This is a genomic window from Sneathiella sp., from assembly GCF_002694385.1.
GTDB lineage: Bacteria > Pseudomonadota > Alphaproteobacteria > Sneathiellales > Sneathiellaceae > Sneathiella.
The window spans coordinates 96,639-123,629 of record NZ_NZMB01000012.1; the positions used below are offsets into that span (position 1 = coordinate 96,639).

Annotated in this window: 21 protein-coding genes; 8 read left to right on the forward strand and 13 right to left on the reverse strand. The window is 55.3% G+C overall.

Going from position 1 to position 26,991, the window contains the following annotated elements; translation table 11 throughout:
• Window positions 1-38 precede the first annotated feature (38 nt).
• The 5 genes from CMN55_RS07225 to CMN55_RS07245 all read left to right on the forward strand — a co-directional run bounded on the left by CMN55_RS07225 (window position 39) and on the right by CMN55_RS07245 (window position 6,659).
• Window positions 39-1,223, forward strand: a complete 1,185-nt coding sequence (locus CMN55_RS07225) for a murein hydrolase activator EnvC family protein (protein ID WP_293948925.1) — start codon at window positions 39-41, stop codon at window positions 1,221-1,223.
• Window positions 1,223-2,515, forward strand: coding sequence for a S41 family peptidase (locus CMN55_RS07230; protein ID WP_293948927.1), 1,293 nt, complete (start codon window positions 1,223-1,225; stop codon window positions 2,513-2,515). The genes CMN55_RS07225 and CMN55_RS07230 overlap by 1 nt, the downstream gene beginning before the upstream one ends.
• 83 nt (window positions 2,516-2,598) lie before the next feature.
• Window positions 2,599-4,392: a divergent polysaccharide deacetylase family protein gene (locus CMN55_RS07235; RefSeq protein ID WP_293948929.1), complete on the forward strand. Its 1,794-nt coding sequence runs from the start codon at window positions 2,599-2,601 to the stop codon at window positions 4,390-4,392.
• Window positions 4,389-4,871 (forward strand): RNA pyrophosphohydrolase, encoded by a 483-nt coding sequence (locus CMN55_RS07240; RefSeq protein ID WP_293948931.1) that lies wholly within the window; start codon window positions 4,389-4,391, stop codon window positions 4,869-4,871. The genes CMN55_RS07235 and CMN55_RS07240 overlap by 4 nt, the downstream gene beginning before the upstream one ends.
• Window positions 4,872-5,198: 327 nt before the next feature.
• On the forward strand, window positions 5,199-6,659 hold the full coding sequence (locus CMN55_RS07245) for a PilZ domain-containing protein (RefSeq protein ID WP_293948933.1): 1,461 nt from the start codon (window positions 5,199-5,201) through the stop codon (window positions 6,657-6,659).
• 53 nt (window positions 6,660-6,712) lie between these two features.
• Here the strand turns inward: CMN55_RS07245 and CMN55_RS07250 are convergent, their stop codons facing one another.
• The 8 genes from CMN55_RS07250 to CMN55_RS07285 form a co-directional block, all read right to left on the reverse strand.
• Window positions 6,713-8,110, reverse strand: coding sequence for a sensor histidine kinase (locus tag CMN55_RS07250; protein WP_293948935.1), 1,398 nt, complete (start codon window positions 8,108-8,110; stop codon window positions 6,713-6,715).
• Window positions 8,111-8,319: 209 nt separating this feature from the next.
• A complete protein-coding gene (locus tag CMN55_RS07255) occupies window positions 8,320-9,648 on the reverse strand; it encodes an FAD-dependent oxidoreductase (RefSeq protein ID WP_293948937.1) in 1,329 nt (442 codons plus the stop codon).
• Window positions 9,649-9,780: 132 nt separating this feature from the next.
• Window positions 9,781-10,182 carry a F0F1 ATP synthase subunit epsilon gene (locus CMN55_RS07260; RefSeq protein WP_293948939.1) on the reverse strand — a complete coding sequence of 134 codons (402 nt, stop codon included), beginning with the start codon at window positions 10,180-10,182 and terminating at the stop codon, window positions 9,781-9,783.
• Window positions 10,183-10,207: 25 nt separating this feature from the next.
• The gene (atpD, locus tag CMN55_RS07265; RefSeq protein ID WP_293948941.1) at window positions 10,208-11,629 is read right to left on the reverse strand and encodes a F0F1 ATP synthase subunit beta; all 1,422 of its coding nucleotides are present in this window, start codon (window positions 11,627-11,629) and stop codon (window positions 10,208-10,210) included.
• A gap of 50 nt (window positions 11,630-11,679) precedes the next feature.
• Entirely contained in the window at window positions 11,680-12,558 is an 879-nt protein-coding gene (locus tag CMN55_RS07270) for a F0F1 ATP synthase subunit gamma (RefSeq protein WP_293948943.1), read from the reverse strand.
• 32 nt (window positions 12,559-12,590) lie between these two features.
• Window positions 12,591-14,120, reverse strand: coding sequence for a F0F1 ATP synthase subunit alpha (gene atpA, locus CMN55_RS07275; protein WP_293949638.1), 1,530 nt, complete (start codon window positions 14,118-14,120; stop codon window positions 12,591-12,593).
• Window positions 14,120-14,680: a F0F1 ATP synthase subunit delta gene (locus tag CMN55_RS07280; protein WP_293948945.1), complete on the reverse strand. Its 561-nt coding sequence runs from the start codon at window positions 14,678-14,680 to the stop codon at window positions 14,120-14,122. Before CMN55_RS07280 ends, atpA begins: the two co-directional genes overlap by 1 nt.
• Window positions 14,681-14,892: 212 nt before the next feature.
• Window positions 14,893-17,061 (reverse strand): primosomal protein N', encoded by a 2,169-nt coding sequence (locus CMN55_RS07285; RefSeq protein WP_293948947.1) that lies wholly within the window; start codon window positions 17,059-17,061, stop codon window positions 14,893-14,895.
• Between the two features lie 78 nt (window positions 17,062-17,139).
• Between CMN55_RS07285 and fsa the strand changes: the two genes are divergently transcribed.
• From fsa to CMN55_RS07300, 3 genes are read left to right on the forward strand one after another with little or no spacing between them, the layout of a single operon-like run.
• Entirely contained in the window at window positions 17,140-17,799 is a 660-nt protein-coding gene (fsa, locus tag CMN55_RS07290) for a fructose-6-phosphate aldolase (RefSeq protein ID WP_293948949.1), read from the forward strand.
• Between the two features lie 22 nt (window positions 17,800-17,821).
• Window positions 17,822-18,547, forward strand: coding sequence for a DUF484 family protein (locus CMN55_RS07295; RefSeq protein WP_293948951.1), 726 nt, complete (start codon window positions 17,822-17,824; stop codon window positions 18,545-18,547).
• A 2-nt stretch (window positions 18,548-18,549) separates the two neighbouring features.
• On the forward strand, window positions 18,550-19,467 hold the full coding sequence (locus CMN55_RS07300; protein WP_293948953.1) for a tyrosine recombinase XerC: 918 nt from the start codon (window positions 18,550-18,552) through the stop codon (window positions 19,465-19,467).
• A 5-nt stretch (window positions 19,468-19,472) separates the two neighbouring features.
• Here the strand turns inward: CMN55_RS07300 and CMN55_RS07305 are convergent, their stop codons facing one another.
• From CMN55_RS07305 to CMN55_RS07325, 5 genes are all read right to left on the reverse strand, one after another.
• Window positions 19,473-20,672, reverse strand: a complete 1,200-nt coding sequence (locus CMN55_RS07305) for an MFS transporter (RefSeq protein WP_293948955.1) — start codon at window positions 20,670-20,672, stop codon at window positions 19,473-19,475.
• A 15-nt stretch (window positions 20,673-20,687) separates the two neighbouring features.
• Window positions 20,688-21,287: a glutathione S-transferase family protein gene (locus tag CMN55_RS07310; RefSeq protein ID WP_293948957.1), complete on the reverse strand. Its 600-nt coding sequence runs from the start codon at window positions 21,285-21,287 to the stop codon at window positions 20,688-20,690.
• Window positions 21,288-21,377: 90 nt separating this feature from the next.
• Window positions 21,378-22,781: a dihydrolipoyl dehydrogenase gene (gene lpdA / locus CMN55_RS07315; protein ID WP_293948959.1), complete on the reverse strand. Its 1,404-nt coding sequence runs from the start codon at window positions 22,779-22,781 to the stop codon at window positions 21,378-21,380.
• A gap of 26 nt (window positions 22,782-22,807) precedes the next feature.
• Entirely contained in the window at window positions 22,808-24,088 is a 1,281-nt protein-coding gene (gene odhB, locus CMN55_RS07320) for a 2-oxoglutarate dehydrogenase complex dihydrolipoyllysine-residue succinyltransferase (RefSeq protein WP_293948961.1), read from the reverse strand.
• A 9-nt stretch (window positions 24,089-24,097) separates the two neighbouring features.
• Window positions 24,098-26,986 carry a 2-oxoglutarate dehydrogenase E1 component gene (locus CMN55_RS07325; RefSeq protein ID WP_459253649.1) on the reverse strand — a complete coding sequence of 963 codons (2,889 nt, stop codon included), beginning with the start codon at window positions 26,984-26,986 and terminating at the stop codon, window positions 24,098-24,100.
• Window positions 26,987-26,991 lie beyond the last annotated feature (5 nt).

The window sequence follows — 26,991 nt, forward strand, 5'->3', positions numbered from 1 at the left end:
CATCGCCGGATGAAGAACTAAAGGCCCTGCAACAGGCCTTGGCCACATCGGAAAACCGGCAGCAGAATTTCACAGCCCAGCTTGAAAAACTCGACAGTGAAATAAAAACGCTGAAACGCAAACTTGTGGTTGCGGCGAGCAATCTCACCCAGCTTGATGAAAAGCTGGTCCAGGTCGAACAGCGATTGGATGAGATCCGACAGGTGGAAAATGATACACTCGCCGATCTGGAAAGCCGCAAAGATGACCTTTCCGTTACGATTTCCGCCCTGATCCATCTCAGCCGGCAACCGGAAGGTACCTTGATTGGTAATCCCAGCGGGCTTGTCGATAGTCTCCGCGCCTCCTCTTTATTGCAGTCTATCTTGCCAAAGCTCAAAGCAGATGCGGATCATCTTGCCGGGCAGCTCAACACCCTGGCGGAATTGCGCACACAATATGCGAAAGAGAGGGAAGACTTCAGCGCCCTGCGTGACGAACGCATCGCCGAGCAGGAAACGCTTGATCAACTGCTGGAGGAAAAGCGCAACGCCCAAAGCAAAATTGCAAAACAAAGCGAGCAAGAGCAGAAGCGGCTAGAAAAACTCACTTCAGATGTGACCGATACGACCGCCCTCATCACCCGTCTTGCCGAAGACAGGGAACGCCAACGCGCCGAAGAGCAAGCTCGGCTTGAACGCGAAATCGCGGCAAAGAAAAAAGCCGATGCCGAGAAAGCCGCCGCAGCCGCAAAGGTGGAGATCCCAAAACCGGAACAACAACCTCAAAACAAAACAGTCGCGCCGCAAGTGCTGGCAAATCTCAGTGCGACGCGCCATATAACAGAAGCAAAAGGATTGCTCCCCTTACCCGTTGGCGGACGCATCGTTACCCATTATGATGAGAATGATGATGTCGGCCTCAAAAAGGGAATTGTAATTGAAACCCGGCCAGAGGCCACCGTCATCTCGCCTTTCGATGGCCAGATCGCATTCGCCGGACCGTTCCGGCATTATGGATTGCTGCTGATCATCGATCATGGCGACGGGTATCACTCGCTCCTGGCGGGAATGGGCTCCATAGATGCCGCCGTTGGGCAGCTTCTTCTTGCAGGAGAGCCTGTCGGACGAATGAAAACGAGTAGTAAAGGAAATCCTAAGCTCTATATGGAGCTTAGGAACAACGGTTCGCCCATTGACCCCGCTCCGTGGTTACTGGCCGAGAATAGAAAGGTTAGCGGATAATGAGACATGTTGTAACAGGTGTGTTGGCCGCAGCAGTTGTTCTGCTGTCGATTGCCATTGTGACGACACCGGACAACCGGGTGGAGGCGAGTTCCGAGACCTATCGCCAGCTAAATCTCTTTGGCGATGTGTTTGCGAAAATCCGCGAAGACTATGTCGAGGAAGTCGACGATGAAAAGCTTATCGAAGCCGCAATCAACGGCATGCTGAGTTCACTCGACCCTCATTCGAGCTATCTGAACCCGGAAAGCTATGACGGCATGAAGGTGCAGACGCGCGGCAAGTTCGGTGGCCTCGGGATTGAAGTGACCATGGAAAACGGCTTCGTCAAGGTGGTGGCGCCCATTGATGACACCCCGGCCGCCAAGGCCGGCATTCAGGCGGGCGACCTGATCACTCATCTTGATGGCGAACCGGTTCTCGGCCTGACCCTGGCCGAAGCCGTCGACAAGATGCGCGGGCTGGTGGATACGGACCTGACCTTGACCATCCGCCGCAACGGGGAGCAGGAACCACTTGAACTGACCCTGACCCGCGCCATCATTACCGTGCAGTCCGTTCGAGGCAGACTTGAAGATGACGGTATTCTTTATGTCCGGATTTCCAGCTTTACGGAACAGACGGACAGCGGTCTTCGCAAGACAATCGATACGTTGAAAGCGGAGGCGGGCGATAATTTCCAGGGCCTTGTTCTTGACCTGCGGAATAATCCGGGCGGGCTTCTTGATCAGGCAATCGCTGTGGCGGACGACTTCCTTGAGAAAGGTGAAATTGTTTCGACCCGCGGCCGGAAACAGGGCGATGCACAGCGCTACAACGCCAAACCGGACGACATTATCAACGGCATGCCGATCGTCGTTCTAATCAACGGCGGTTCGGCCAGCGCCTCCGAGATTGTTGCAGGCGCCCTGCAGGATCATGGCCGCGCCGTGGTTCTCGGCACCAAGAGCTTCGGCAAAGGGTCCGTTCAGACCATTGTTCCCTTGCAAGGTAATGGCGCCATGCGGATGACAACGGCCCGTTATTACACGCCATCCGGCACGTCCATCCAGGCTAAGGGTATCGTCCCCGATATCGAGGTGGAACAGGCCAAACTGGAAGTTTTGGAACAGGCGCGCGGCCGTTCCGAAGCGGATCTTAGAAACCATCTGGAAAATGGCAGCGAGCCGGAAACCCCTGTCGCCGATGGTGAAGGTCAGGCTGCTGAAGAAGAAGTCCTCGACTATCAGCTTCTTCGTGCAAAGGATCTGTTGAAGGGTGTCTCACTTTTTGCAAAAAAGGATGCTAAATAGACTGAATGTCATGTGTCCTTCGGGCGGCGTAGGTGAAATGAGTCATCTCCGTCACCAAAGGAAATTAGTATCGGCGGATTACTGTGGGAAATTTGGATAAAGACGAGCTGACAAAACCGATGCCCGCAAACAGGGTGTCGGTTTTGTTCGTTTTGTCTCTGATGGTTATTCTGGCTGTCATTGCGCTGGCCGGATGGGGGTATTTCAGTCAGAAAGGGCAACGTCCGGCAACCACGGTTTCGGCCAGTACCAGCATCAACGCCCCCATAGAACTGCCCGCGGCCACGCCGGAGAGTACCGCTCTACAGAAGGACGCAGCCCAGCAAGCGACCGACTCCTCAACGGACAAGATACCTGACGAGACCACCGCCGAAACGGACGACACCTCCAAATCAGAAGACAATGAGCCGCCCGCCGTAACCGGAGGGGAGACCGCAGGTCGGCCCCTTTCCCCGTCAGTGCCGGAGCAGAGTTCTGACGCCAGCTCCGAACAGGAAAACACAGCGACCGCAAATAAGCGCCCGCAAGACAGCACCGCAACCACGGCAATTCCCGACTCTTCGCCCCCCGGAACACGGATTATGTCATCGGGAAAAACACCGGAGGAAACAACGGCGACGGAGACCATGCTCCCGCCCCCCGGCGACGCTAATACTGACGAAAAAAGCGTAGCGGGTGAAGAGGAGCGGAATATGGACGGAACCTCTTCCTCCATATCCAATTCAGAGGCAGCGCAAGACAGCGCATTTGACGATACAGCAGCCCCTCCTCCGATTGCAGAGAGGGATGCGGACAGCGAACAAAGTTCTGCTCCGGATGGGGAACAGATACCTGTGGGCGAGACCTCCCCACCCTCAATATCAGATAGTGAGGAAGCCCGCCCCATAACCGCAGCAGATGAGTCACATGCAAATCAGACGGCGGATGCGATGGCAGATGCGACGACGAATGAGAGTCTCTCTGTGCCCGAATCCGCGGCCAGCGCAGAAACATCGTCGGCCACCGATGGCCGGGTCGGGATGACTTTTCCGGCTGCGCCCTCCGCTTCTGCGACGCAGGAAAGTGATGACATCACAGAACCAGACGAAGACGCCCCTCTACAAGCTGTTGACGATGGAGCGTCAGAAAAACCAGCGGCTACGGAAACAATATCCTCCCCTCCCGTGACAGAGCCAATGCAGGCCGCCGGTCCGGACACGCCCCGGATTGCCATCATTATCAGCGAACTGGGCATGAGCAATGCGCGAGCGCGGCAAGCCATCGAACGGCTGCCCGCCGCAATTACCTTCAGCTTCAACCCCTACGGACATAATTTGCAGCAGATTGCGGATGAAGCCCGCGCGGCGGGGCATGAAATCCTCCTTCAGGTGCCGATGGAGCCAATGGGTTATCCCCGTCTTGATCCCGGCATCCACGGCCTTAGAACAGACCTTTCAACCGATGAGAACCTGGCGCGGCTTGACTGGATATTGGATCGCTTTACAGGCTATATTGGCATTACCAATCAGATGGGTTCCAGATTTACGACCGACGCCGACGCCATTACCCCCATCCTTGCCGCGATCGGTAAGAAAAATCTCCTTTACCTCGACAGCCGTACAGCAGGCAACAGCATCGCCGCCCATATTGCGCAGGAGCTTGCCGTGCCGGTTGCTATTAACAACCGTTTCCTGGACCACCGGGAAGAACGCGCCACGATTGATGCGCATTTTGCGGCCCTCGAATCCCTTGCCCAACGCACCGGAGTCGCAATTGGCATTGCCTATCCCTATGAAGAAACCTTCGATTATCTGACCGACTGGATCAAGGGATTAGAAGGAAAGGGACTTCTTCTTTCCCCAATCTCCGCACTCGTCAACAAACAGGAAACAAGATGACCAAGACTGCGTTACGTGAAAGCCTGCCCTATCGCCCCTGCGCCGGAATGATGGTTCTCAACGGAGAGGGGCGCGTGTTCGTCGGCCGCCGCATCGATATGGTCAGTGAACACTGGCAAATGCCGCAAGGCGGCATTGACGAGAATGAAGATCCGATCGAAGCTGCGTTGCGCGAACTTGATGAAGAAATCGGCACTCGTAATGTCGAGCTTGTCCACGTGCTCAATGAATGGCTGACCTATGAACTGCCGGATGATCTGCTCGGGAAGATATGGAAGGGAAAGTATCGTGGCCAGAAACAGAAATGGTTTCTGTTTCGCTTCCTCGGGGAGGATCAGGATATCAACATTCTCACGAAGCATCCGGAATTTTCTGAATGGAAATGGGCAGAATATGCGGAACTGCCGGAACTGATCGTCCCTTTCAAACGTGCTCTTTATGAAACAGTTCTGGAAAAATTCTCTCCATACGTGCGCTGAGATATCATTCATTCGGGCACACGCCCCACAAATTATAGTTAAGAATAAATGAAAAATCTTTGATTTTTATCTATATCTAGTATTCCTGCGATTTTCATAAAATTTATCTCATCTCCTGTTGTCTTTTCTTTTCCGATACGATTATAATCCTAACGAGTTGTTAATTACGAATAATTGCTCATAGTTAATAAACAAGGTTAATTTTGTGGCTTCATTGGAAACTGCATTGTTATTCTTGTAATATTGATCCGTTAGTATCCAGACTGCCGCCGCCGTGCTGCACATTATTTTTGTCATTTAGAGCCGTAATTGTATTGTGAGCGTAACATGAAACATTATGAGGAGCTTTCCGGGGGAGAAGGTCGGCGTGTTTTTTATCGCGCAGAACGCTTCAATGCCAAAACCTTGATGAGTAGTATATCGCCGATTGTCGAGATGGATGACCGATCTTTCGATATCTACGACATCAGCATGAGCGGAATAAGTTTTGTCAGCCCACAGAATTTTTCCTGGCTCGAAGACATGAATAAGGATGTTCCGCTGCAACTCAAGATCGGAACAACGGAAGTTTTCTCGGGAAATGGTAAAATCCGCCGGATTGAACCGCACGAAAATCAGCATAAGGTCGCTGTCGAGCTAACCCGCGGTTTTCTTGATATCAAGAAAATTCTGGCGCAGCATGATGATCTCGCGTTGCAGCAGGCCGTGACTATCGGCCTCTCCGATCACTCTCGGCTTGTACCGGCTGCCTATAAGGAAGCAATCGGTGATGCAGTCTATATGTTCCGCTCCATACACAAGGTTCTCGACAAGGTTGAGGCCGATCTCGGGCGCGATGATTCCCGGCGCAGCGAACGCATAAAGGATATTATCCTCGCCTGTGAAACGAAGGCATTGACCCGCTGGAGGGAAATTTCAAAAAAATGCCTGAAAATCACGGAAGAGCTGGGAGACGATAGCCTCGCCATTGCCGCCGTCAAGCAGTATACGGAAATGGTGCTGACACCGGAAATTCTACCCGGAGCAAGCTGGGACCGCGCCTACAGCAAACCGCTCGGCTATCCGGGCGATTATCAGGTCATGAACTATGCCTATAATCTGACGCTGGAAGGCGACACGGCCTATGCAAAATTCTGCCACCGCCTCGGCACCTCAACAGGTGAGTTCATCGCCACTCGCATGACAATGACCAAGCAGGCGATCGCTCGCCTCTGTACAGAAGCCGCCGCCCGTGGACGGAGCGATTTCAAGGCCGCGAGCCTTGGCTGTGGCCCCGCACAGGAAGTCGCCAATTATCTGAAAACGCCGAATATCCCGCTTCCGGTTGAGTTCACTCTCATAGATCAGGATCATGACGCACTCTCCTATGCCTATAACAGCACCTATCCCGAGGTAGTCCGGCTCGATGGCATGGCCTGGGTTCGTTGCCTGCATGCCACATTCCTGGAGTTTCTGGCGACAGGCAAGCTGTTCAGCAAACTCGAAAAGCAGGATCTGATCTATGCTGTGGGTCTTGCCGATTATCTTGGCAAAAAGCGATCCACCAAACTGGTCAATGACCTGTACAGCAATCTGCGGCCAGGCGGGACGCTGATCATCGGCTGTATGCGTACATCGGAGACAAGCCTCAAATGGCAGGTCGAATATGTGGTGGACTGGACATTGGTCCATCGCACAGAACAGGAAATGTTCGAGCTTGCAGAAAATCTTGATCCGGCGGCGAAACGTGAAGTTATTGCAGATCCGACGGGTCATTGCCATCTTCTCTTCGTGACAAAGCCAGAATGACGGAGGAAGCATTCAAGAGGGGGATCCGCTGTCCATAGCGGCGGAATGGATCATTATCCTCTAGCGGCTTTTGCCCGACCACTGTCCCCGTCGATCTGGCGATCCACCAGACGCTCTTTCGGGAATTCAACAATGGCGACCGTTCCCTCACCAAGGCGGCTGTCGAGTGTGATCGTCCCGCTATGCAGCTCCATGATATTTTTGGTAAGGGGCAGCCCTAGTCCTGTTCCATCATAGTTGCGAGCCATGGAGCTTTCTATCTGAACAAACGGATCGAAGACCTTTTCGATATTTTCAGGATCAATACCAATACCCGTATCACGGATGCGGATCTGGAGGTTTCCGTTCTCAAGCGACTGGAAACCAATAGAAACCGATCCGCCTTTATGGGTAAACTTCACCGCATTGGAAAACAGATTAAGGAAGACCTGCGCCAGAAGCCGCGGATCGCCAATCATCCGATGATCCCGCGACGGAACATCAAATATGAGGCGCACGCCCCGCTCCGCCGCATTATCGCGAATGACCCGCAAGGTTGAATTGACGGTATCAACGATGGAGACTTCCTCTTCCTGCAACACCAGTTTGCCCGCTTCCGCCTTCGACAGATCGAGAATATCATTGATAATGCTGAGCAGATGCTGGCCACTGACATTGATGTCGTGGGAATACTCCTGATATTGCTCCTTGCCGAGCGGGCCGAACATTTCTTTTTCCAGAATTTCCGAAAACCCGATGATAGCGTTAAGCGGTGTCCGCAGCTCATGCGACATGATTGCCAGAAATTCGGATTTCGAATGATTGGCCGCCTGGGCCTTTTCTGCCAGGATATCGCTTTTGACCCGTTCTTCATCCAGCATCTTCATATTGATAAAGTCGCGGCGCTGCGCCAGTTCCTGAAAATAAGCGGCGAAAACGCCCATCCCTGCCGCCGTCAGCAGGAAAAAGTCGTTGGCCATCAAAATCAGCAGCGGGATCGGATTATACCAGATCGCCGCGATATGATAGGCCGCGATCAGGAACACCGTGACAAAGGACGCATACAGAAACCGTGTCGGCGGCAGGCAGCAACAGAAGATAATCAACGGTGTCAGACCGGCGTAATAAAGATAATTTCCCGGCTCATCGGCAATGGCCGTCATCACAATAATACTGACGCCCGAGGCAAGCATGCAAAATGCCGCACCTGGCTGCGCGAAAATTGCGTAGTATTTCGTATAGGTCAATCCGAAAACGATCAGAAAAATCGGGATTGCAAAACAGAAGCGTATAATCGCCGCTTCCTTGAAAACCTCAGGAATGGCATAAAAGTCGAGGATTGAAAAAGCGGCATAAATAATAATGGCGGACAGAAGCGACAACCGCATGACACCAATTGAACGGGCGATTGCGGTATCGTTATAAGCGCTTTCGACTTCATGATCGACAAAACGCAACGAAAATCGGTTCAATTTCGTTCCGTTAAAGATAGATTCAATTGTCTTCAATTGACCTAAAAAGTTCAATTTCGCCGCCAGTTTCTTTGCGTATACAAAATTCTTTGTAAAAATATACCGAATAGTGGTTAATTTACTCTTAATTCTGCAAAGCCTGCGGCCACGGCCAGGTCCGTCAGTTCTTAGATCCCAAAATTTTATAATCTTTGTTAAATTACAATTACTTACCTGTTCTTCATCCCCTTCAAAATTTTTACCAGCCATCGTGGATGATAAAAGGAGCTTTCCTCCCTTGCCAGATGAACCACATGATAAAAATTCTCAATGACTTCGGTTGAGGAAGAACTCATGATCAGGCTTTTGAGGGCATTCTTGGGCACAAGAGTGAACGGTTTGCGGCCTGTTGTTTCGGCGTAACGGAAATCCTGTCCAAGCGCGAGATCCCAAGGGGTTGCAAATACCCGGCGCAACCCCGTAAAATAATTTCTCTTGAGCCTTGCAAGACTAACCGGATGCGAAAAATCGGTCTCTGAAGCGAGATCCGACAGCGCGGCGGCGGACAGGGCGGCAACGCTCATCCCTTGCCCAAACAGCGGATTAAGGCTGGTATTGGTGTCCCCGACCGGCAGAATGCCGAGGGGGAAAGACGCGATCTCATCATAATGACGCCACTGCCCATGCGGAAATTTATGCAGACGGATATCGCTGACGATCCGCGCATTCCTGACCGCATCATAAATATCGGGACGTGGCAGCGTTCTGGCGAACTCGAGAAAACCCTCCGCGTCGGCCGGGGGGTGATCATTATGATACCCTGCGAGGGTCAGCAACCATTTATCATTCTCCACCTTGACAAGGGTGGCGCCCCGGATTTCCTTTGGCCCCTTGGGATAAATCAGAATGCTTTTCCAATCGCGCGGCTCAGTCGGCAGTTCCATCAGGCAGCTGGCATAGCCAAGGTTAACCCCGATATGATCTTCCGGGACTTCCCCGAACCCTTCCCGTTTTAACCACCGGGGCAGAAAACTTCCCCGCCCCATCGCATCTATAAAAAAATCGGCAGATATTGTTTCCACATCCGCGCCGGGACGCCGGACAACCGCCGCGATAATCCGTTTTCGCGCTTCATCGAGAACAAAATCTTCAACACGGCAATTTTCAACAATCTCGACATTGGCAATTTCGCGCACCGCCTCTCTCAGGCATCCTTCGAGCAACGGCCGGGTCTGGAAATATATCTGCATGGATCCATCATAGCGCGGCATCCAGTCTTCATTGATATACCAGCGTACTTCGCTGCTGAAATGACAAGAAACTGCGCCTGCGGCGGTCAGTCTTGCGGGAAGGTCCGGGAACAGACGGGTCAAGGCATCGCAGCCGCCCTTCAGAAGTCCATGCACATGGTTGGCTTGCGGTGTTCCTTTGCGGGCGAACCCCGTCTGATCGAAACTGTCCGCCTCAAGCAGGATAACTCGCTCGAAACAGGGTGACAGGGCCCGGGCGGTTGCCAGGCCGGCAATGCTTCCCCCGGCAATGATTGCGGTTTTTGTCATTACGCAGCTACTTCATAAACTCACTCGTGGCCCAGACTAAGCCATCCGCATAAATTAGCAAACCGCTTTGATCTGAGCATCAGGCACAAAAAAGGGGCCCGAAGGCCCCTTTTGCATTCCAGTCAACTACCCTTACGCCATGGCTTCGAGAAGTTGCTTCAGATGGTCCTGGTTTTCCGCGGCACGGCGGCGGGTTTCATCATCTTTGGCATCCTCTTCATCCTCGCGCGCGTCCTGGATACGCTGCTCCAGATCGGCGCGGTTCAGATCCGCGACAAAGATGGCTTCTTCGGCCAGAACGGTGATTTTGTCGTTCGATACCTCGGCAAAGCCGCCATTGACGAAGATACGCTCCTTCTCCTTGTCGCCCTCATAAATGCTGATGACACCGGGACGCAGCGTGGAGGTAATCGGCAAATGACCCGCGAGAACACCGAAGTCCCCTTCGGCGCCCGGCAGCACAACCATTTCAAACTCATCCGAGAGCAGCAGCTTCTCGGGCGATACAAGATCCATGGTAACCATGTCGGCCATTTCTATACTCCTTCAGGGGCGCGGATCAGGCCGCGTCCGCCGCCAGTTTCTTCGCTTTTTCGAGGACTTCTTCAATGCCACCGCACATGTAGAAGGCCGCTTCCGGCAGTTCGTCATACTCACCGGCGCAGATTTTCTCAAAAGCGTCGATGGTGTCTTCAAGTTTCACGAACTTGCCCGGCGAACCGGTAAAGACTTCAGCCACATGGAACGGCTGGCTGAGGAAACGCTGGATCTTACGGGCCCGGGCAACGATGAGCTTGTCTTCTTCCGACAGCTCGTCCATGCCGAGAATAGCGATAATATCCTGCAGCGACTTGTAGGTCTGGAGAGTTTCCTGAACCTGACGGGCAATCTCATAGTGACGCTCGCCGACAATGGCCGGGTCAAGCATACGGGAGGTGGAGTCGAGCGGATCCACAGCCGGGTAAATACCAAGCTCCGCGATCTGACGGGACAGAACGGTCGTCGCATCCAGATGGGCGAAGGAGGTTGCCGGAGCCGGGTCGGTCAGGTCGTCGGCTGGAACGTAAATGGCCTGAACGGACGTAATTGAGCCCTTGTTTGTGGAGGTAATACGCTCCTGTAGCGCGCCCATGTCGGTTGCAAGCGTCGGCTGATATCCCACAGCGGACGGGATACGGCCGAGAAGCGCGGACACTTCGGAACCAGCCTGCGTAAAGCGGAAGATGTTGTCAACGAAGAACAGCACGTCCTGACCTTCTACGTCACGGAAATATTCCGCCTGCGTCAGACCGGACAGGGCAACACGCATACGGGCTCCGGGCGGCTCATTCATCTGGCCATAAACCAGCGCCACCTTGGACTTATCGCCTTCGGTATCAATAATGCCACCTTCGATCATTTCGTGATAAAGGTCGTTCCCTTCACGGGTACGCTCCCCCACACCGGCAAACACCGAATAACCACCATGGCCCATAGCAACGTTGTTGATCAATTCCATGATAAGAACCGTCTTGCCCACACCGGCGCCGCCGAACAGGCCGATCTTGCCGCCTTTGGCATAAGGTGCGAGAAGGTCAACGACCTTGATGCCCGTCACCAGAATTTCAGCTTCCGTGGACTGATCCGCGAAATCCGGAGCTGGCGCGTGAATAGGGGAGGATTTGTCGGTCTTGATCGGGCCGCGCTCATCCACCGGCTCGCCAACCACATTCATGATACGACCCAGCGTGCCGGGTCCGACAGGCATGCGGATGGCATCGCCCGTATCACTTACTTCCTGCCCGCGGACCAGCCCTTCCGTCGCATCCATGGCAATCGCCCGGACAGTATTTTCACCAAGATGCTGCGCCACTTCCAGAACCAGCCGCTGGCCATTGTTGTCACAATGCAATGCGTTCAGGATATTGGGAAGGTCCCCATCGAATTGTACGTCCACGACGGCGCCCAGCACCTGGGTAATTTTGCCGACATTCTTTGCCATTTTCATGCTCCCTACAGGGTCACTTCAGTTCTTAACAATCGGTGGAAAGGCTAGAGCGCTTCCGCACCGGAGATAATTTCAATCAGTTCGCTCGTAATCGCGGCCTGACGTTCGCGGTTATATTGCAAGGTCAATTTGTCGATCATTTCCCCTGCGTTCCGGGTCGCGTTATCCATGGCCGACATCCGCGCACCCTGCTCGGAGGCGGAATTTTCGAGAAGCGCACGGAAAATCTGGACGGACAGATTGCGTGGGAGAAGTTCTGCCAGAATTTCTTCTTCTTCCGGCTCATATTCGTAAAGAATATCGCTCTCTTCCGCGTCTGCCTTTTCCGGAACAGGGGCCGGAATGATCTGCTGTTCCGTTACCGTCTGTGTCAGAACGGAAACGAATTTCGCATAGAAGATCGTGCAAACGTCAAATTCATCCGCATCGAACATCGTCAGAACGCGCTGTGCAATCGGCTGGGCATCGTCGAATCCGATCCGCTTTGAACCGGACAGATCCACGGTTCCGATGATCAGATGGCTGTATTTCCGCTTGAGAACATCCCGACCTTTTTTGCCGACGCAAAGGATTTTGACATCCTTGCCCTGCGCCAGCAGCTTGTCCACCTTCAGAGCCGCAGCCTTGGAGATGGAGCTGTTAAATCCACCGCACAAGCCACGCTCACCCGTTGCGACGATGATCAGCTGCCGCTGGTCAGAGCCCGTTCCTGCCAGCAGTTTCGGGGCGTTATCCTTGCCAACCATGCCAGACGCCAGCGATGCCATCATGCTATCCATGCGTTCCGCATAGGGACGGGCGGCATTCGCCGCCTCTTCCGCATGGCGCAGCTTGGCCGCCGCAACCATTTTCATGGCCTTGGTGATCTTCTGCGTCGAGGTGACGCTGCTGATCCGGTTTTTGAGTTCCTTAAGGTTCGCCATGTGCCGGCTACCCCTTTCCTAAGCTCAACTTTTTATGCAAATGCCTTCGAAAAGCCTTCAAGAATATCTTTCAGCTTCGATTCAGAGTCTTGCGACAGGGCGCCTTCTGTCCGGATGGTATCCAGAAGCCCCTGATGCTTCGCATGCATTTCCGCCAGCAGTTGCTTTTCGAAATCGCCGATCTGGGAAACCCCGACACTGTCGAGATATCCGCGCACGCCGGAGAAGATGACGACGACCTGCTCTTCCATGGTCAGCGGGCTGTACTGCGGCTGCTTCAGCAACTCGGTCAGGCGGGCGCCGCGGGCCAGCAGCTTCTGCGTTGCCGCATCAAGGTCCGAACCGAACTGGGCGAAGGCGGCCATTTCACGATACTGCGCCAGCTCCAGTTTGATCGAGCCAGCCACCTGTTTCATGGCTTTCGTCTGCGCCGAGGAACCCACACGGGAAACCGACAGACCTACGTTAATGGCCGGACGGATACCCTGATAGAAAAGCTCGGTTTCGAGGAAGATCTGACCGTCCGTAATGGAGATCACGTTGGTCGGAATATACGCAGACACGTCACCGGCCTGGGTTTCAATCACCGGCAGCGCGGTCATGGAACCGGAACCGTTCGCCTCATTCAGCTTTGCAGAGCGTTCCAGCAGACGGGAATGCAGATAGAAAACGTCACCCGGATAGGCTTCACGTCCCGGAGGACGACGCAGCAGCAGGGACATCTGGCGATAGGCAACGGCCTGCTTGGACAGATCATCATAAATGATCAGGGAGTGCATGCCGTTATCCCGGAAATATTCCGCCATGGCGCAGCCGGTAAACGGCGCCAGATACTGTAGCGGAGCCGGATCGGAGGCGGTAGCGGCAACAACGATGGAATATTCCAGCGCGCCGTTTTCCTGAAGGGTTTTCACAACCTGCGCAACGGTGGAACGCTTCTGCCCAACCACAACATAAACGCAGTAGAGTTTCTTGCCTTCATCATCCGTGGCATTGACGGACTTCTGATTGAGGATCGCGTCCACCGCAACGGCCGTCTTGCCGGTCTGGCGGTCGCCAATGATAAGTTCGCGCTGCCCCCGTCCGACAGGGACAAGGCTGTCAATTGCCTTGAGGCCGGTCATCATTGGCTCATGCACCGATTTACGCGGCATGATGCCAGGGGCCTTCACGTCTACACGGCGGGTTTCGGTCGCTTCGATCGGACCTTTACCATCAATCGGGTTGCCAAGGCCATCAACGACACGACCGAGCAGGCCTTTGCCAACGCCTGTCTCGACAATCGCGCCTGTCCGCTTGACCGTATCACCTTCCCGGATGTCACGGTCGGAACCGAAAATCACGACACCGACGTTATCGGTTTCAAGGTTGAGGGCCAGCCCTTTAATACCGCCCGGGAATTCGACCATTTCACCGGCCTGAATATTGTCCAGACCATAAACGCGGGCAACGCCGTCACCGACGGAAAGCACCTGGCCAACCTCTGAGACCTCAGCTTGCGTGTCAAACCCCGCAATCTGCTGTTTAAGAATTTCGGAAATTTCTGCGGCGCGGATGTCCATCACCCAACCCCTTTCATCGCAAACTTAAGATTTTGAAGTTTAGTCCGGATCGAGCTATCGATCATGCGCGAACCAACCCTTATGACAAGACCCCCGATCAGGCTTTCATCGACTTCCGATTCGAGACTGACATCACTGCCAATGGCAGATTTGAGGGCAGATGAAACAGCATCAAGCTGACTTTTCGTGAGTTTTTTCGCAGACGTCACCCGGGCGACCACTTCGCCGCGTTCGGCAGCAAGCAGCTGACCATAGGCATTGATCATGCCGGGCAGTGCGAAAAGCCGACGGTTCTGCGCGACGGTTCCAATGAACCGGCGGACAAGATCGCCAACTCCCAATTTTTCAAGAACCGCGCCCATCGCCCGAGCCTGATCGGCACGGCTGATAATCGGGCTTTTGACCAGACGGGCGAGATCCTTGTTCTCATCCATCATTGATTTGACTGTCGCCAGATCGGCGGCAACGGCATCAAGCTCCTTGGCCGAAGAGGCCAAATCAAACAGAGCAGTCGCATAACGACCCGCGATACCGGAAACTGTTATGTTCTCAGCTGACAAGAAACGATCCCCAGGCCTGAAATTTGGACGAGATTTGTGTCCGTCTTAATATGAATCCCCCTCACGAACGGGCACCACTACGGCTCCCGTCGTTGAGGCACGGGGTTATTAGCACAGGGAAAACCGGGTGGCAATATGCTGCACAGCAGTATATTGACTAAAATGTCCGTTTTCCCCATTTACGCGCAGATTATACGCAGAAAATTAAACGCTCACATAAAATTATAGGGGTCTATGTCAATTTGCAGGCGGATATCATTGGGTATTTTGCGGCCCTGAAGCCATTTACCGATGATTGCCTGTATATTGACACCGCGCGCGCATTTAACCAGAAACCGGTAGCGATGGCGCCCGCGGATCATGGAAAGCGGCGCCGGTGCGGGCCCCAATATTGACAATTTGTCACCCGTCGGGGCGCGGCGCGCCAGTTCCGTGGCAAAAGTCGCAACCGATTCGGCTTTTGCTCCAGATAGAATCAGGGCTGCAAGACGTCCATAAGGCGGCATACCGGCATCCTGACGACCTGCCGCCTCCAGCGCAAAAAACGCCTCTCCCTGCTGGTGGACAATGGCGTCGATTACCGGATGCTCCGGCAGATGGGATTGCAGATAGACCCTGCCCCGCGCCGCTTCCCTGCCTGCCCGGCCCGTGACCTGCGATAAAAGCTGATAAGTCCGCTCCGCCGCGCGCAAATCCCCCCCCGCCAGGCCAAGGTCCGCATCAATTACTCCGACAAGCGTCAGATTCGGGAAATGATACCCTTTCGCGACAATCTGCGTCCCGATTAGGATATCAATCTCTCCCCTGTCCATGGCCGCAACAAATTCGGCTGCGGCGCGCGGACTATTCAGGGTATCGCTTGCCATCATCGCCACTTTACGATCCGGAAACAGGTTGGCCGCTTCTTCCGACAGCCGCTCGATTCCCGGCCCACAAGGTTTGAAGCTGTCCTCTGCCCCGCATTCATCGCAGCTTTTCGGCATCATCGCCGTATAGCCGCAGTGATGACATTGCAACCGGTTGATCAGGCGATGCTCCACCAGCCAGGCACTGCAATTGGGGCACTGCAGCCGGTGGCCGCATGAATCGCAGAGGGTAAGCGGCGCATACCCCCGCCGGTTCAAAAAAAGCATCACCTGACGCCCCTCGGCCAGCGTTACCTCCATGGCCTGCCGCAGGGGCTCCGAAATCCAGCGCTGCGGTCCGGGCCGGTGCTGTTTCAGGTCAATCAGCTCCACATCGGGAAGCAGGGCGCCCCCGAAACGCGACGGCAGTTTCAGATGCTTGTATTTGCCCGCCTGTGCATTCAACAGGCTTTCAAGAGATGGCGTCGCCGATGCCAGGGCAACGGGAAGGCCGCCAATCTTGCCGCGCACCACTGCCATATCCCGCGCATTATACGGCACGCCCTCATCCTGCTTGAAGGAGGTTTCATGTTCTTCATCCACCACAATCAGCCCAAGATCGGCAAAGGGCAGAAACAGGGCAGAGCGCGCGCCGACAACAATCTGCGCCCGTCCCTCGATCACATCACGCCAGTTGCGCCGCCGTTCCCCCTGCCCGAGATCGGAATGCCATTCCACCGGCCGCGCCCCGAAGCGCGCCTCAAACCGGCCGAGCCATTGCGCGGTAAGCGCAATTTCAGGCAGCAGAACCAGTGCCTGCCGACCTTCCCGCAGGCAGGCGGCAAGGGCCTCAAAATAGACTTCCGTTTTGCCGGACCCGGTCACGCCGTCAATCAGGGAGACGGCAAATTTCCGTTCCACGACATCAGTCGCAAGGGAATCCGCCGCCGCCTGTTGATCTGCCGTCAGGTCAAATGCCGCATGTCGCCAGTCCGGTGCATCCATCGCAGTATCGGGCGACATCTCCACGGGCCGTAATGCCCCGATTCCGGCAAGTCCCTTGACAACCGATGCGCTGACCCCGGCGATGGCTGACAGGTCCGCCGCCGTCTGTACTCCGCTTTCCCGCGCAATCTCAAGGACGCGCCGCCGCGCCGGTGTCATCCGCTCCGGCACTCTGTCCGTTATCTGATAACCGGTCCGGGGGGTTTTAGGATAAAGCGCCTCGGGCACGCTCATGGCCATACGCAGAACCCGACCGCGCCGCTGCATGGTATATTGCGCTACCCAGTCAATGAAGCGAAGGCTCTCTTCAGGCAGCTTCTCACACGGCAGGATCGAGAGGATATCTTTCATCCGCTCCTCCGCCAGATCGGAGCCGCGGGCCTCTTCCCAGACGACGCCCGTCACCTCCCGCTTGCCGAGCGGCACGGTCACAAAATGGCCGATTTCAATATTAAGATCATTTGGCGCACGGTAATCGTAAAGCTCCCCCACCGAAAGTGGCATCAGAACACGAACGCGACGATGTTTCATTGTGCTGCTCATTTCTATGCGATAGACTATTCCGAGCCTTCAAACCAGTGTTTAAGCGTCAGGATTAAAGAACATCCCATGAAATTTTTCGTTGATACGGCAGATACCGAAGAGATTCGCGAACTCGCCGATACCGGCCTTCTGGACGGCGTCACCACAAACCCGTCATTGATTGCCAAAACGGGCCGCGACTTTTTCGAGGTGATCCGGGAAATATGTGAAATCATCGATGGCCCGGTCAGCGCCGAAGTGGCTGCGACCGACTTCAAAAAGATGCTGGAAGAGGGGAAAAAGCTCGCCGGAATTGCAGAGAACATCGCCGTCAAGGTACCGCTTACCATGGCGGGCCTCAAGACCTGCGCCGAACTGAGCCGTAACGGCACGCAAGTCAATGTCACCCTCTGCTTTTCCGCTGCGCAGGCCATTCTGGCGGCCAAGGCGGGCGCGAGTTTTATCTCGCCGTTCGTCGGTCGGCTTGATGATATCGGACAGCGGGGCATGGATCTGATCCGGGACATTGTACAGATTTATGATAACTACCCCGACCTCAAGACGGAAGTGCTGGTCGCCTCCATTCGCAACCCCACCCACATCGTTGACGCCGCCCTGATCGGTGCCGATGTCTGCACCATTCCGCCCGCTGTTTTGAAGCAACTCGTCTCTCATCCGCTGACGGACAAGGGGCTTGCCGCCTTTCTTGCGGATTGGGAAAAAACGGGGCAAAATATTTTGGGATAACACGATAATGAGAGTTGCGTAGGTGAGTGAAATTTCGGACAAAACGATAAGTGATCGCGGACAGCAAGGACCACAGCTGACGGAAGAGGATGTCCGGGAGTGGCTGCGTAACCATCCGGACTTTCTTGCCCGCAATGCCGATCTGCTGTCAGAGATGGAACTTCCCGGCCGCATGACAGGCGATGGTGTCGTCGATCTGCAATTCTATATGGTGGACCGGCTGCAAAAAAAGGTCTCCCGACTGACCGAGATGCAAGATGATTTCGTCGAAGCCGCCCGCAATAATGTTCATACCCAGAACATGGTGCATGCCTCGATACAGGCGATCCTGGGCGCCACCGGTCTTGCCCATTTCGTCCATATTCTGACGCAGGATCTGCCGGAACTGCTGGAGATTGACGTTATCACCCTCTGTGTGGAGGATGGTCCGATCCCGCTGCCCGATATGACCGGATTGCAACGCTTGAAACCTGGAAGCATCAACCGTGCACCCTGGCGAAGCCGCAGCATTCTTTTGCGGGCCAGCGCGCCCCAGTCGAAGGCCATCTTCGGCCCGGCCAAGGAACTGGTCCATTCCGATGCCCTTATCCGGCTGGATGTGCCCTCTCTGCATGCCCAGGCAATGGTCGCCTTTGGCAGCCGCCAGCCGGGACATTTTCAGGAAGATCAGGCGACGGATCTCCTGCATTTTCTGGCCATTGCCATCCAGTCCTGTCTGCAGATGTGGCTGGAGCAGAAATCGGCATAGCCATGCCGGACCGCCCTTCCCTTGACCGCGCCTATGATGATTGGACCAACTGGCTGATCCACGAGAAAAAGGCGAGCACGCATACGGTTGAGGCATATGAGCGGGATGTCCGCGAGTTTCTCGCCTTCCTGACCGGCCATCTCGGCGGGGAACCGACACTTGAGGATCTTGAGAAGCTGCGCGCCGCCGATTTCCGAGCCTATCTCGCCCATCGCCGCCAGGAGGGGCTCAGCGCCACCTCTCTCAGGCGGAACCTCTCCTCCGTACGAAGTTTTTTCAAGCGGCAGGAAAAAGACGGGCATCTCCATAACCCCTATCTCAAATCCCTGCGTACGCCAAAAGCGCCCGCGCGCCTTCCCCGCCCTCTCGCGGTGACGGATACAAAAAGACTGTTAGGGGAAAAGCAGGACGAAAGGGAGCCGGACTGGATATATTATCGCGATGCCGCAGTCCTGACCCTGCTCTATGGGTGCGGTCTGCGTATCGGGGAAGCGCTCAGCCTCAATGTTGGGGACCGTCCCGTGGGCGACATTCTCACCCTGATCGGCAAGGGAAATAAGGAACGGATGGTCCCCGTTCTGCCTGCCGTCCGCGATGCAATTGATATATATATGAAGCAATGCCCCTTTTCTCTCAGCGATACGGACCCGCTTTTTGTCGGCAAGCAGGGAAAACGGCTGAATGCTCGCGCTATCCAGCTCAAGATGCAGATGTTACGCCGCAATCTCGGCCTGCCGGAAAGCGCGACACCGCATGCCCTGCGTCACAGCTTTGCAACCCACCTGCTGGCGGGAGGAAGCGACCTCCGCTCCATTCAGGAGCTGCTCGGCCATGCCTCCCTCTCCTCAACCCAGCGTTACACAGATCTTGATATGGAAAAGCTTCTCGCTGTTTATGATCAGGCGCATCCCAAAAGCTGAACGCCCTATTTTCGCGTCAGCCGGAGCGCCAGCGGACCGACGAGTGTAATCGCCCCCATGGAGATAAACATCAGCCCCCAGGCTGTCGTTGATTCCGTTCCGCCAGAACGGTCCAGCACAATGCCCGCAACGACCGGCCCGATCATGCCACCACCAAACCCGAGAAAGCTGTGCACTGCCATGGTGGCACCGCGCAGCTCCGTCGGCGCGCTGCCAACTGCACCCGCCGTGATGGATGAGGAATCTGCCGTAATCATGAAGCCATAGACAAGCGCCATGGCAACAACGAATACAAACGGCAGGTTCGCCGTAAACCCAATACTGAACGAAAACAGCAGGCAGAAAATCATCACCAGGGTAATGGCCCGCTGCCGTCCGATTTTGAGGGACAGTTCATTGCCGAGGACACTGGATGGCAATCCGACGAAAACGGCAAGGGCTGTAATCGTTGCCACATCCATCCAGGCCGGCGCCTCTGTCAGAGTGTGGGCATAGACAAGAAACGCCAACAGGAAAGAGCGCATCGTCACCAGCTCCCACGTGTGGCAGATATAGGCGATGATATACCCCATGCTGAAACGATTGGTAAGTACGGGCGCGTAATTGAAAATCTGCGACCAGGGACGGGGCGCGGTCAGGGACTTCGGTGATGTCGCCAACAGGATAATTGCGATGGAAACAGGCGGCCCGATGATGACGGAGATCATCGCCGCCTCCCACCCCAGCCAGAGATGAACCTGTCCCACCAGCAGGAAGGAGACTGCGGAGCCGGTCGAAAAACTGGCCGTATAAAAGGCGATGGCACGCGACTGATCACCGGGCGGCAACCGGTCCGTCAGCAATTTCAGGCCCGGCATATAGGTGCAGCCAAGCCCAGCACCCGACAGAAACCGCCAGGGCAGGGCCGAAGAAAAATCATGGGCAAGATAGGCAAATCCATAAGCCCCGATGATCGCCATGCCACATCCGGTAAGGAAAACACGGCGCGCATCAATCCGGTCCGTCATGGATGTCATAACGGGGCCGACCATCGTAAAGCCGAAGAAAAAGGCGGCATTGATCCAGCCCGCATCTTCGCCGGAGAGAGACCAATGGCTGAAAAAGAAGGGCGTCATCGCGGGAAATGTGGCAAAGGAGGACATTGCCGTAATTTCGGCGATACAAAGCGCGAGCGTCAGCCGCGACCCTGTGATGCTGATTGCCAATGCAGGGCCAGACCGTTAAGCTGGCAAGGTACTGGCAAGGGATGGTCGCGTCACCATTTGCTCATACCACCGGGCCAGCTTGGGCCGTCCGTCACGCCATTGTTCATTGCCAAATCTGAAATCATGATAGCCAAGGGCGCAGGCGACGGCGATTGTGCCGATATTCAGATTCTGCCCATAATTTTCCGCTTGCCGTTCCATCTCATCAAGGCAGTTTTCCATGGACAATTTCAATCGTCCCGCCCAGCTTGGTGAGCCTTCCCCGGCGGGCAGAATGCTATCCACGCGGCGTTGATAGGCGGCGTCGGTCATTCCGTTGGCCATGGCATGCAGGGTCAGAACCCGCCACCGCTCCGGCCCGGCGGATGGAAACAGTTTCGGCCCCTCGCCAATATTATCGAGATATTCGCAAATAACGATAGAATCATAGAGAATTTCGCCAGTATTCAGCGTGAGGCTCGGTACTTTTCCAAGCGGGTTCGCAGCATTGATGCCTTTGAACATGTCGCTATGGTCTGAATCGACAATCTCGATTTTATCCAGCAAACCATGCTCGATAGCCGTGATCCTGACCTTGCGGACAAAGGGGGATAGAGCGCTGTAACAGAGCTTCATAACGTCTCCTTGAGCTTACGTGGCTTTCAGAAATAAATAACGGGCCGGAATTTTCCGACCCGTTATTGTGCTAACCGATTTGTGAAAAGGTCAACTGTTTATTGTCCGTCCGGCAACGGCGAGCGCCGCTTCCTTGACCGCTTCATTCAGCGTCGGATGGGCATGACAGGTTCGGGCAATATCTTCGGAGGAGGCACCGAATTCCATCGCCAGCACGCATTCATGAATGATCGTCCCCGCATCGGGGCCGATAATATGCACGCCCAGCACCTTGTCCGATTTCTTGTCGGCGAGGATTTTGACAAAACCTTCGGTATATCCATTTGCCCGGGCGCGGCTGTTGGCCATAAACGGCACCTTGCCGACATTATAGTCCGTACCCGCTTCTTTAAGCTGCTCTTCCGTCTTGCCGACGGTCGCCACTTCCGGCCAGGTATAGATGACGCCCGGAATGGTGTCGTAATTGATATGGGGCTTCTGTCCGGCCAGCTTCTCGACGCAGACAACGCCTTCATCCTCTGCCTTATGGGCGAGCATCGGTCCTTCGATCACATCGCCGATGGCGTAAATTCCATCGACCGAGGATTTGAAATTCTTGTCAACGACAATCCGCCCGGCGCGATCTTTCTCAACGCCGAGATCATCGAGGCCAAGGCCTTCGGTATAAGGGCGGCGGCCAATGGCGACCAGCACCACATCGGCTTTCAGCGTTTCCGCATCACCACCTTTTGAGGGTTCCATGGTCAGGGTAACGCCGGACTTGGCCTTTTTCGCGCCCGTGACTTTCTTGCCGAGCAGGAATTCAATCCCCTGCTTTTTCAGAATACGCTGGGTATTCTTGGCAACTTCATTGTCCGTCCCCGGCAGGATCCGGTCGAGGAATTCAACAACCGTCACCTCCGCCCCGAGACGGCGCCAGACAGTTCCGAGTTCCAGCCCGATGACACCCGCGCCGATCACGATCATCTTTTTCGGGACCTTCGGCAGTTCCAGCGCCCCGGTGGAGGAGACAATCTGCTTTTCGTCAATTTCCACATTGGGAAGCGGCGTCACCTCGGATCCGGTTGCGATCAGGATGTTCTTCGCCTTCAGCGTCTTGGCATCCTCCCCCTCAACAGCGATGCGTCCGCCGCCTTCAAGGGTTGCCGCGCCTTTCACATAGGTGACCTTGTTTTTCTTGAAGAGAAACTCGATCCCCTGCGTCAGACCTTTCACCGTCTCCTGTTTCTGGCCCATCATCTTGTCCAGATCAAGCTTGAGGGAACCAACAGTAATGCCCCGGCTTTCGAAGCTGTGCTGCGCCTCCTCATACAGTTCAGAAGACTGCAACAGCGCCTTGGACGGAATACAGCCGACATTAAGACACACGCCGCCAAGCGCCCCGCGCTTTTCAACACAGGCTGTCTTCATGCCAAGCTGCGCCGCCCGGATGGCCGCAGTGTAGCCACCGGGACCGCCGCCAATTACGACCAGATCGAAAGTCTCATTGCTCATCTTATCCTCATATCCTTCTGGATTGATCAGAGGTCCAGCAGCAGCCGTTGCGGATCCTCAAGCGCTTCCTTGACACGAACCAGGAAGGTCACGGCTTCCTTGCCGTCAATGATCCGGTGATCATAGGTGAGGGCCAGATACATCATCGGGCGAATTTTGATCTCTCCCTTGACGACCATTGGACGTTCCTGAATCTTGTGCATCCCAAGAACAGCGGCCTGCGGCGGGTTCAGGATCGGCGACGACATCAGCGAGCCATAAACGCCGCCATTCGTGATCGTAAAGGTACCGCCCTGCAATTCGGCCATGCTGAGCTTGCCATCCCGCGCTTTCTTACCAAGCTCGGCAATTCCCTTCTCAACATCGGCGAAGCTGAGCGTATCGGCGTCCCGAAGAACCGGCACCACAAGACCGGAATCCGTCCCGACAGCAATGCCGATATTATAGTAGTTTTTATAAACCATATAATCGCCGTCAATCTCCGCATTCACAGCGGGCAGTTCCTGCAAGGCCGCGATGGAAGCCTTCGTAAAGAAGGACATGAAGCCGAGCTTCACCCCATGCTTTTTGACAAAGCGATCCTGATATTCACTGCGCAGATCCAGCATTGCCGTCATGTCCACCTCATTATAGGTGGTCAGCATGGCGGCTGTGTTCTGCGCATCTTTCAGGCGGCTTGCAATGCTCTTGCGCAAACGGGTCATCTTCACCCGTTCCTCGCGCGCTTCCTCCGCCCGGGGGCCGGAAGGAGCCGCGGGCGCAGAGGCCGGCGCCGCCGGAGCAGAAGCGGCCGCGGGGGCCGCCGCCGGAGAGGCGCCGCCATTTTCAAGGGCCTCCAGAACATCCCCCTTGGTGATGCGTCCGTCCTTGCCGGTGCCGCGAATACGGCTGGCATCAAGATTATTCTCATCAATCAGCTTCTGGGCTGCGGGCAGGACTTCCGCAGCGCCCTCACCTGACGGAGCGGGTGCCGGAGCCTCTGCTGTAGGAGCCGCTTTTGCGGCTGCAGGCTGCTCCTTCGCTTTTTCCTCTGGTTTTTCAGCGGCCGGAGCAGGTGCACTGCCGCTGGCGCCCGCCTTAATGTGGCCCAGCAGAGCGCCAACTTCCACATCCTCGCCTTCCGCGACGATGATTTCTTCCAGCCGCCCGGATTCCAGCGCATTGACTTCAAGGGTCACCTTGTCCGTCTCCAACTCGACGATCGGCTCATCCTTGGTGACCGTCTCGCCAACCTTTTTGAACCACTGGCCTACCGTTGCTTCCGTGACTGATTCCCCGAGTGCGGGAACACGAATTTCCACCGTCATTTTGACTTCCTATTCCGATTTGACGCCGAGCGCGTCATCCACCAATGCGTTTTGTTCCAGAACATGCTTTTTCAAAAGGCCCGTTGCCGGCGATGCCGCTTCCTTACGGCCGGCATAGCGGGCACGTGTCACCTTCTTCATTTTGACATCCGCAAATGCTTTTTCCAAATGCGGCTCCACGAAGGACCAGGCTCCCATATTCTTCGGCTCTTCCTGACACCAGACAACTTCCTCTACATGCCGGAAGTTCTGGAGCTCCTGCTCAAGCGCCTGATAGGGGAAGGGGTAAAGCTGTTCAAGCCGCAGGAAATAGGTGTGCTTGTCACCCAGTTCTTCCCGCCGGGCATAAAGATCATAATAAACCTTACCCGAGCACAACACGATGCGTTTGACATCCTTGTCCGCGCAAAGCTTTTCATTATCGTAAAGGACGCGATGGAAGCTGGAGCCCGGCCCCATCTCTTCCAGCGTCGAGACGGCCAGCTTGTGCCGCAAAAGCGATTTCGGCGTCATCACCACAAGCGGTTTGCGGAATTTGCGATGGATCTGACGGCGCAGGGCGTGGAAATAGTTGGCCGGCGTCGTACAGTTGACCACCTGCCAGTTATCTTCCGCAGAGAGCTGCAGATACCGTTCCAGACGGGCAGAAGAATGTTCCGGTCCCTGCCCTTCATAGCCATGCGGCAACAACAGGACAAGGCCACTCATCCGCAGCCATTTTGCCTCACCGCTGCAAATGAACTGGTCGATGATAACCTGCGCCCCGTTGGCGAAATCACCGAACTGCGCTTCCCACAGGACTAGCGCATTCGGCTCCGCCAGGGTGTAGCCATACTCATACCCCAGCACCGCCGCCTCGGAAAGAAGGCTGTCAATCACCTCATAATGCGCCTGCTCACCGCCAAGGTTGTTCAGCGGAATATAACGATCCTCCGTCACCTGATCGACGATAACCGAATGACGCTGCGAAAATGTTCCGCGCCCGCTGTCCTGGCCGGACAGACGAACCGGGTAGTTTTCCTTCAGCAGCGAGCCAAATGCCAGCGCCTCCGCCGTCGCCCAGTCAATGCCCTGACCGGTGTCGATCATCTGCTTTTTGGCTTTCAGGATGCGCTTCAGTGTCCGGTGAACATTATGTTCCTCCGGAATATTTGTGAGGGCGTTCCCGATGTCCTTCAGCTGGTCGAGTTCCACCGCGGTGGTGCCGCGCCGGGCGCCTTCATCGGCCCGCCCGAAGCCCTGCCAGCGGCCTTCGAACCAGTCCGCCTTGTTCGGCTTGAAGCTGTTAGCCGCTTCATATTGCTTCTCGAGATAATCCTTAAACTCGGCAATCCAGCCTTCAACCTCCTGTTCGGTGACAATCTTTTCACCGATCAGTTTCTTGGCGTAGATCTGCATTGTCGTCGGATGCTGCGCAATCGTGCGGTACATCAGCGGTTGAGTGAAGGCCGGTTCGTCCCCTTCGTTATGGCCATGACGGCGATAACAGAACATGTCAATCACGACATCAATCTGGAAGAGCTGGCGGAATTCTGTGGCAATCTTGGCGACGTGGCAAACCGCTTCCGGATCATCGCCATTGACGTGGAAAATCGGCGCCATCACCATTTTTCCGACATCGGACGGATAGGGGCTGGAGCGCGAAAATTTCGGGCTGGTCGTGAAGCCGATCTGGTTGTTGACCACAAAATGAATGGTGCCAGAAATCCGGTAGCCTTTCAGCTCCGAAAGGCCGAAACACTCCGCCACGATCCCCTGACCGGCAAAGGCCGCATCACCATGCAGCAACAGCGGCATGACCTTGCCGCCGACATCCGGCCCGATCTGTGCCTGCTTCGCCCGCGCTTTACCGAGGACGACGGGATTGACCGCCTCCAGATGCGACGGGTTCGCCGTCAGCGACAGATGAACGTTATTGCCGTCAAACTCCCGGTCGGAAGACGTGCCCAGATGATATTTCACGTCACCGGAGCCTTCAACATCTTCCGGATTTGCCGGATTGCCCTGAAATTCCGAAAAGACGGCGCGGAACGGTTTCGCCATCACATTGGTCAGCACATTGAGACGACCACGATGTGGCATGCCGAGAACAATCTCCTGCACACCAAGCTGGCCGCCGCGCTTGATAACGCCTTCCATGGCGGGAATAAGGGCTTCGGCGCCGTCGAGGCCAAAACGTTTTGTGCCCGTGTATTTCACATTCAGGAAATGCTCGAATCCCTCCGCCTCAATCAGCTTGCGCAGGATCGCCACCTTGCCTTCCTGGGTAAAGGAGACTTCCTTGTGGCGGCCTTCGATACGTTCCTGAATCCAGGCCTTCTGCTCCGGATCTTGTATATGCATGAATTCGACGCCAATGGTCGAACAATAGGTCCGCTTCACAATGGAGAGAATATCCCGAATATTGCCGCTTTCGAGGCCCAGCACATTGTCGAGAAAGATCTGCCGATCCCAATCCTCTTCCTTGAAGCCGTAAGTCGCCGGATTGAGTTCCGGATGTTCCTTCGGAATTTCAAGGCCAAGCGGATCAAGGTTAGCCTTCAAATGGCCCCGCACCCGGTAGGAGCGGATCAGCATCAGCGCCCGGATTGTATCAATGGCGGCAGCGCGGACATCCACTTCCGATGCCCCGGCCTTTTCCGCCCGGGCTGCCGCGCGGTTGGCCGCATCGCCCAGAATGCCATACTCATCCTCGGGATCCAGCCCGTTAGTCGGCGTCCAGGGGGCCCCCCGGGTTTCCGCAATAACGGTTTCAGCATCATCGCCGAGCGAGCGGAAATACTGCTGCCAGCTTACATCAACCGAAGAGGGGTCATCGAGAAAACGCGTATAGAGCTGCTCAATGAATCCGGCGTTGGACCCAAAGAGGAAAGAGGAATTTTCCAATTGCTGAACCATTCTGC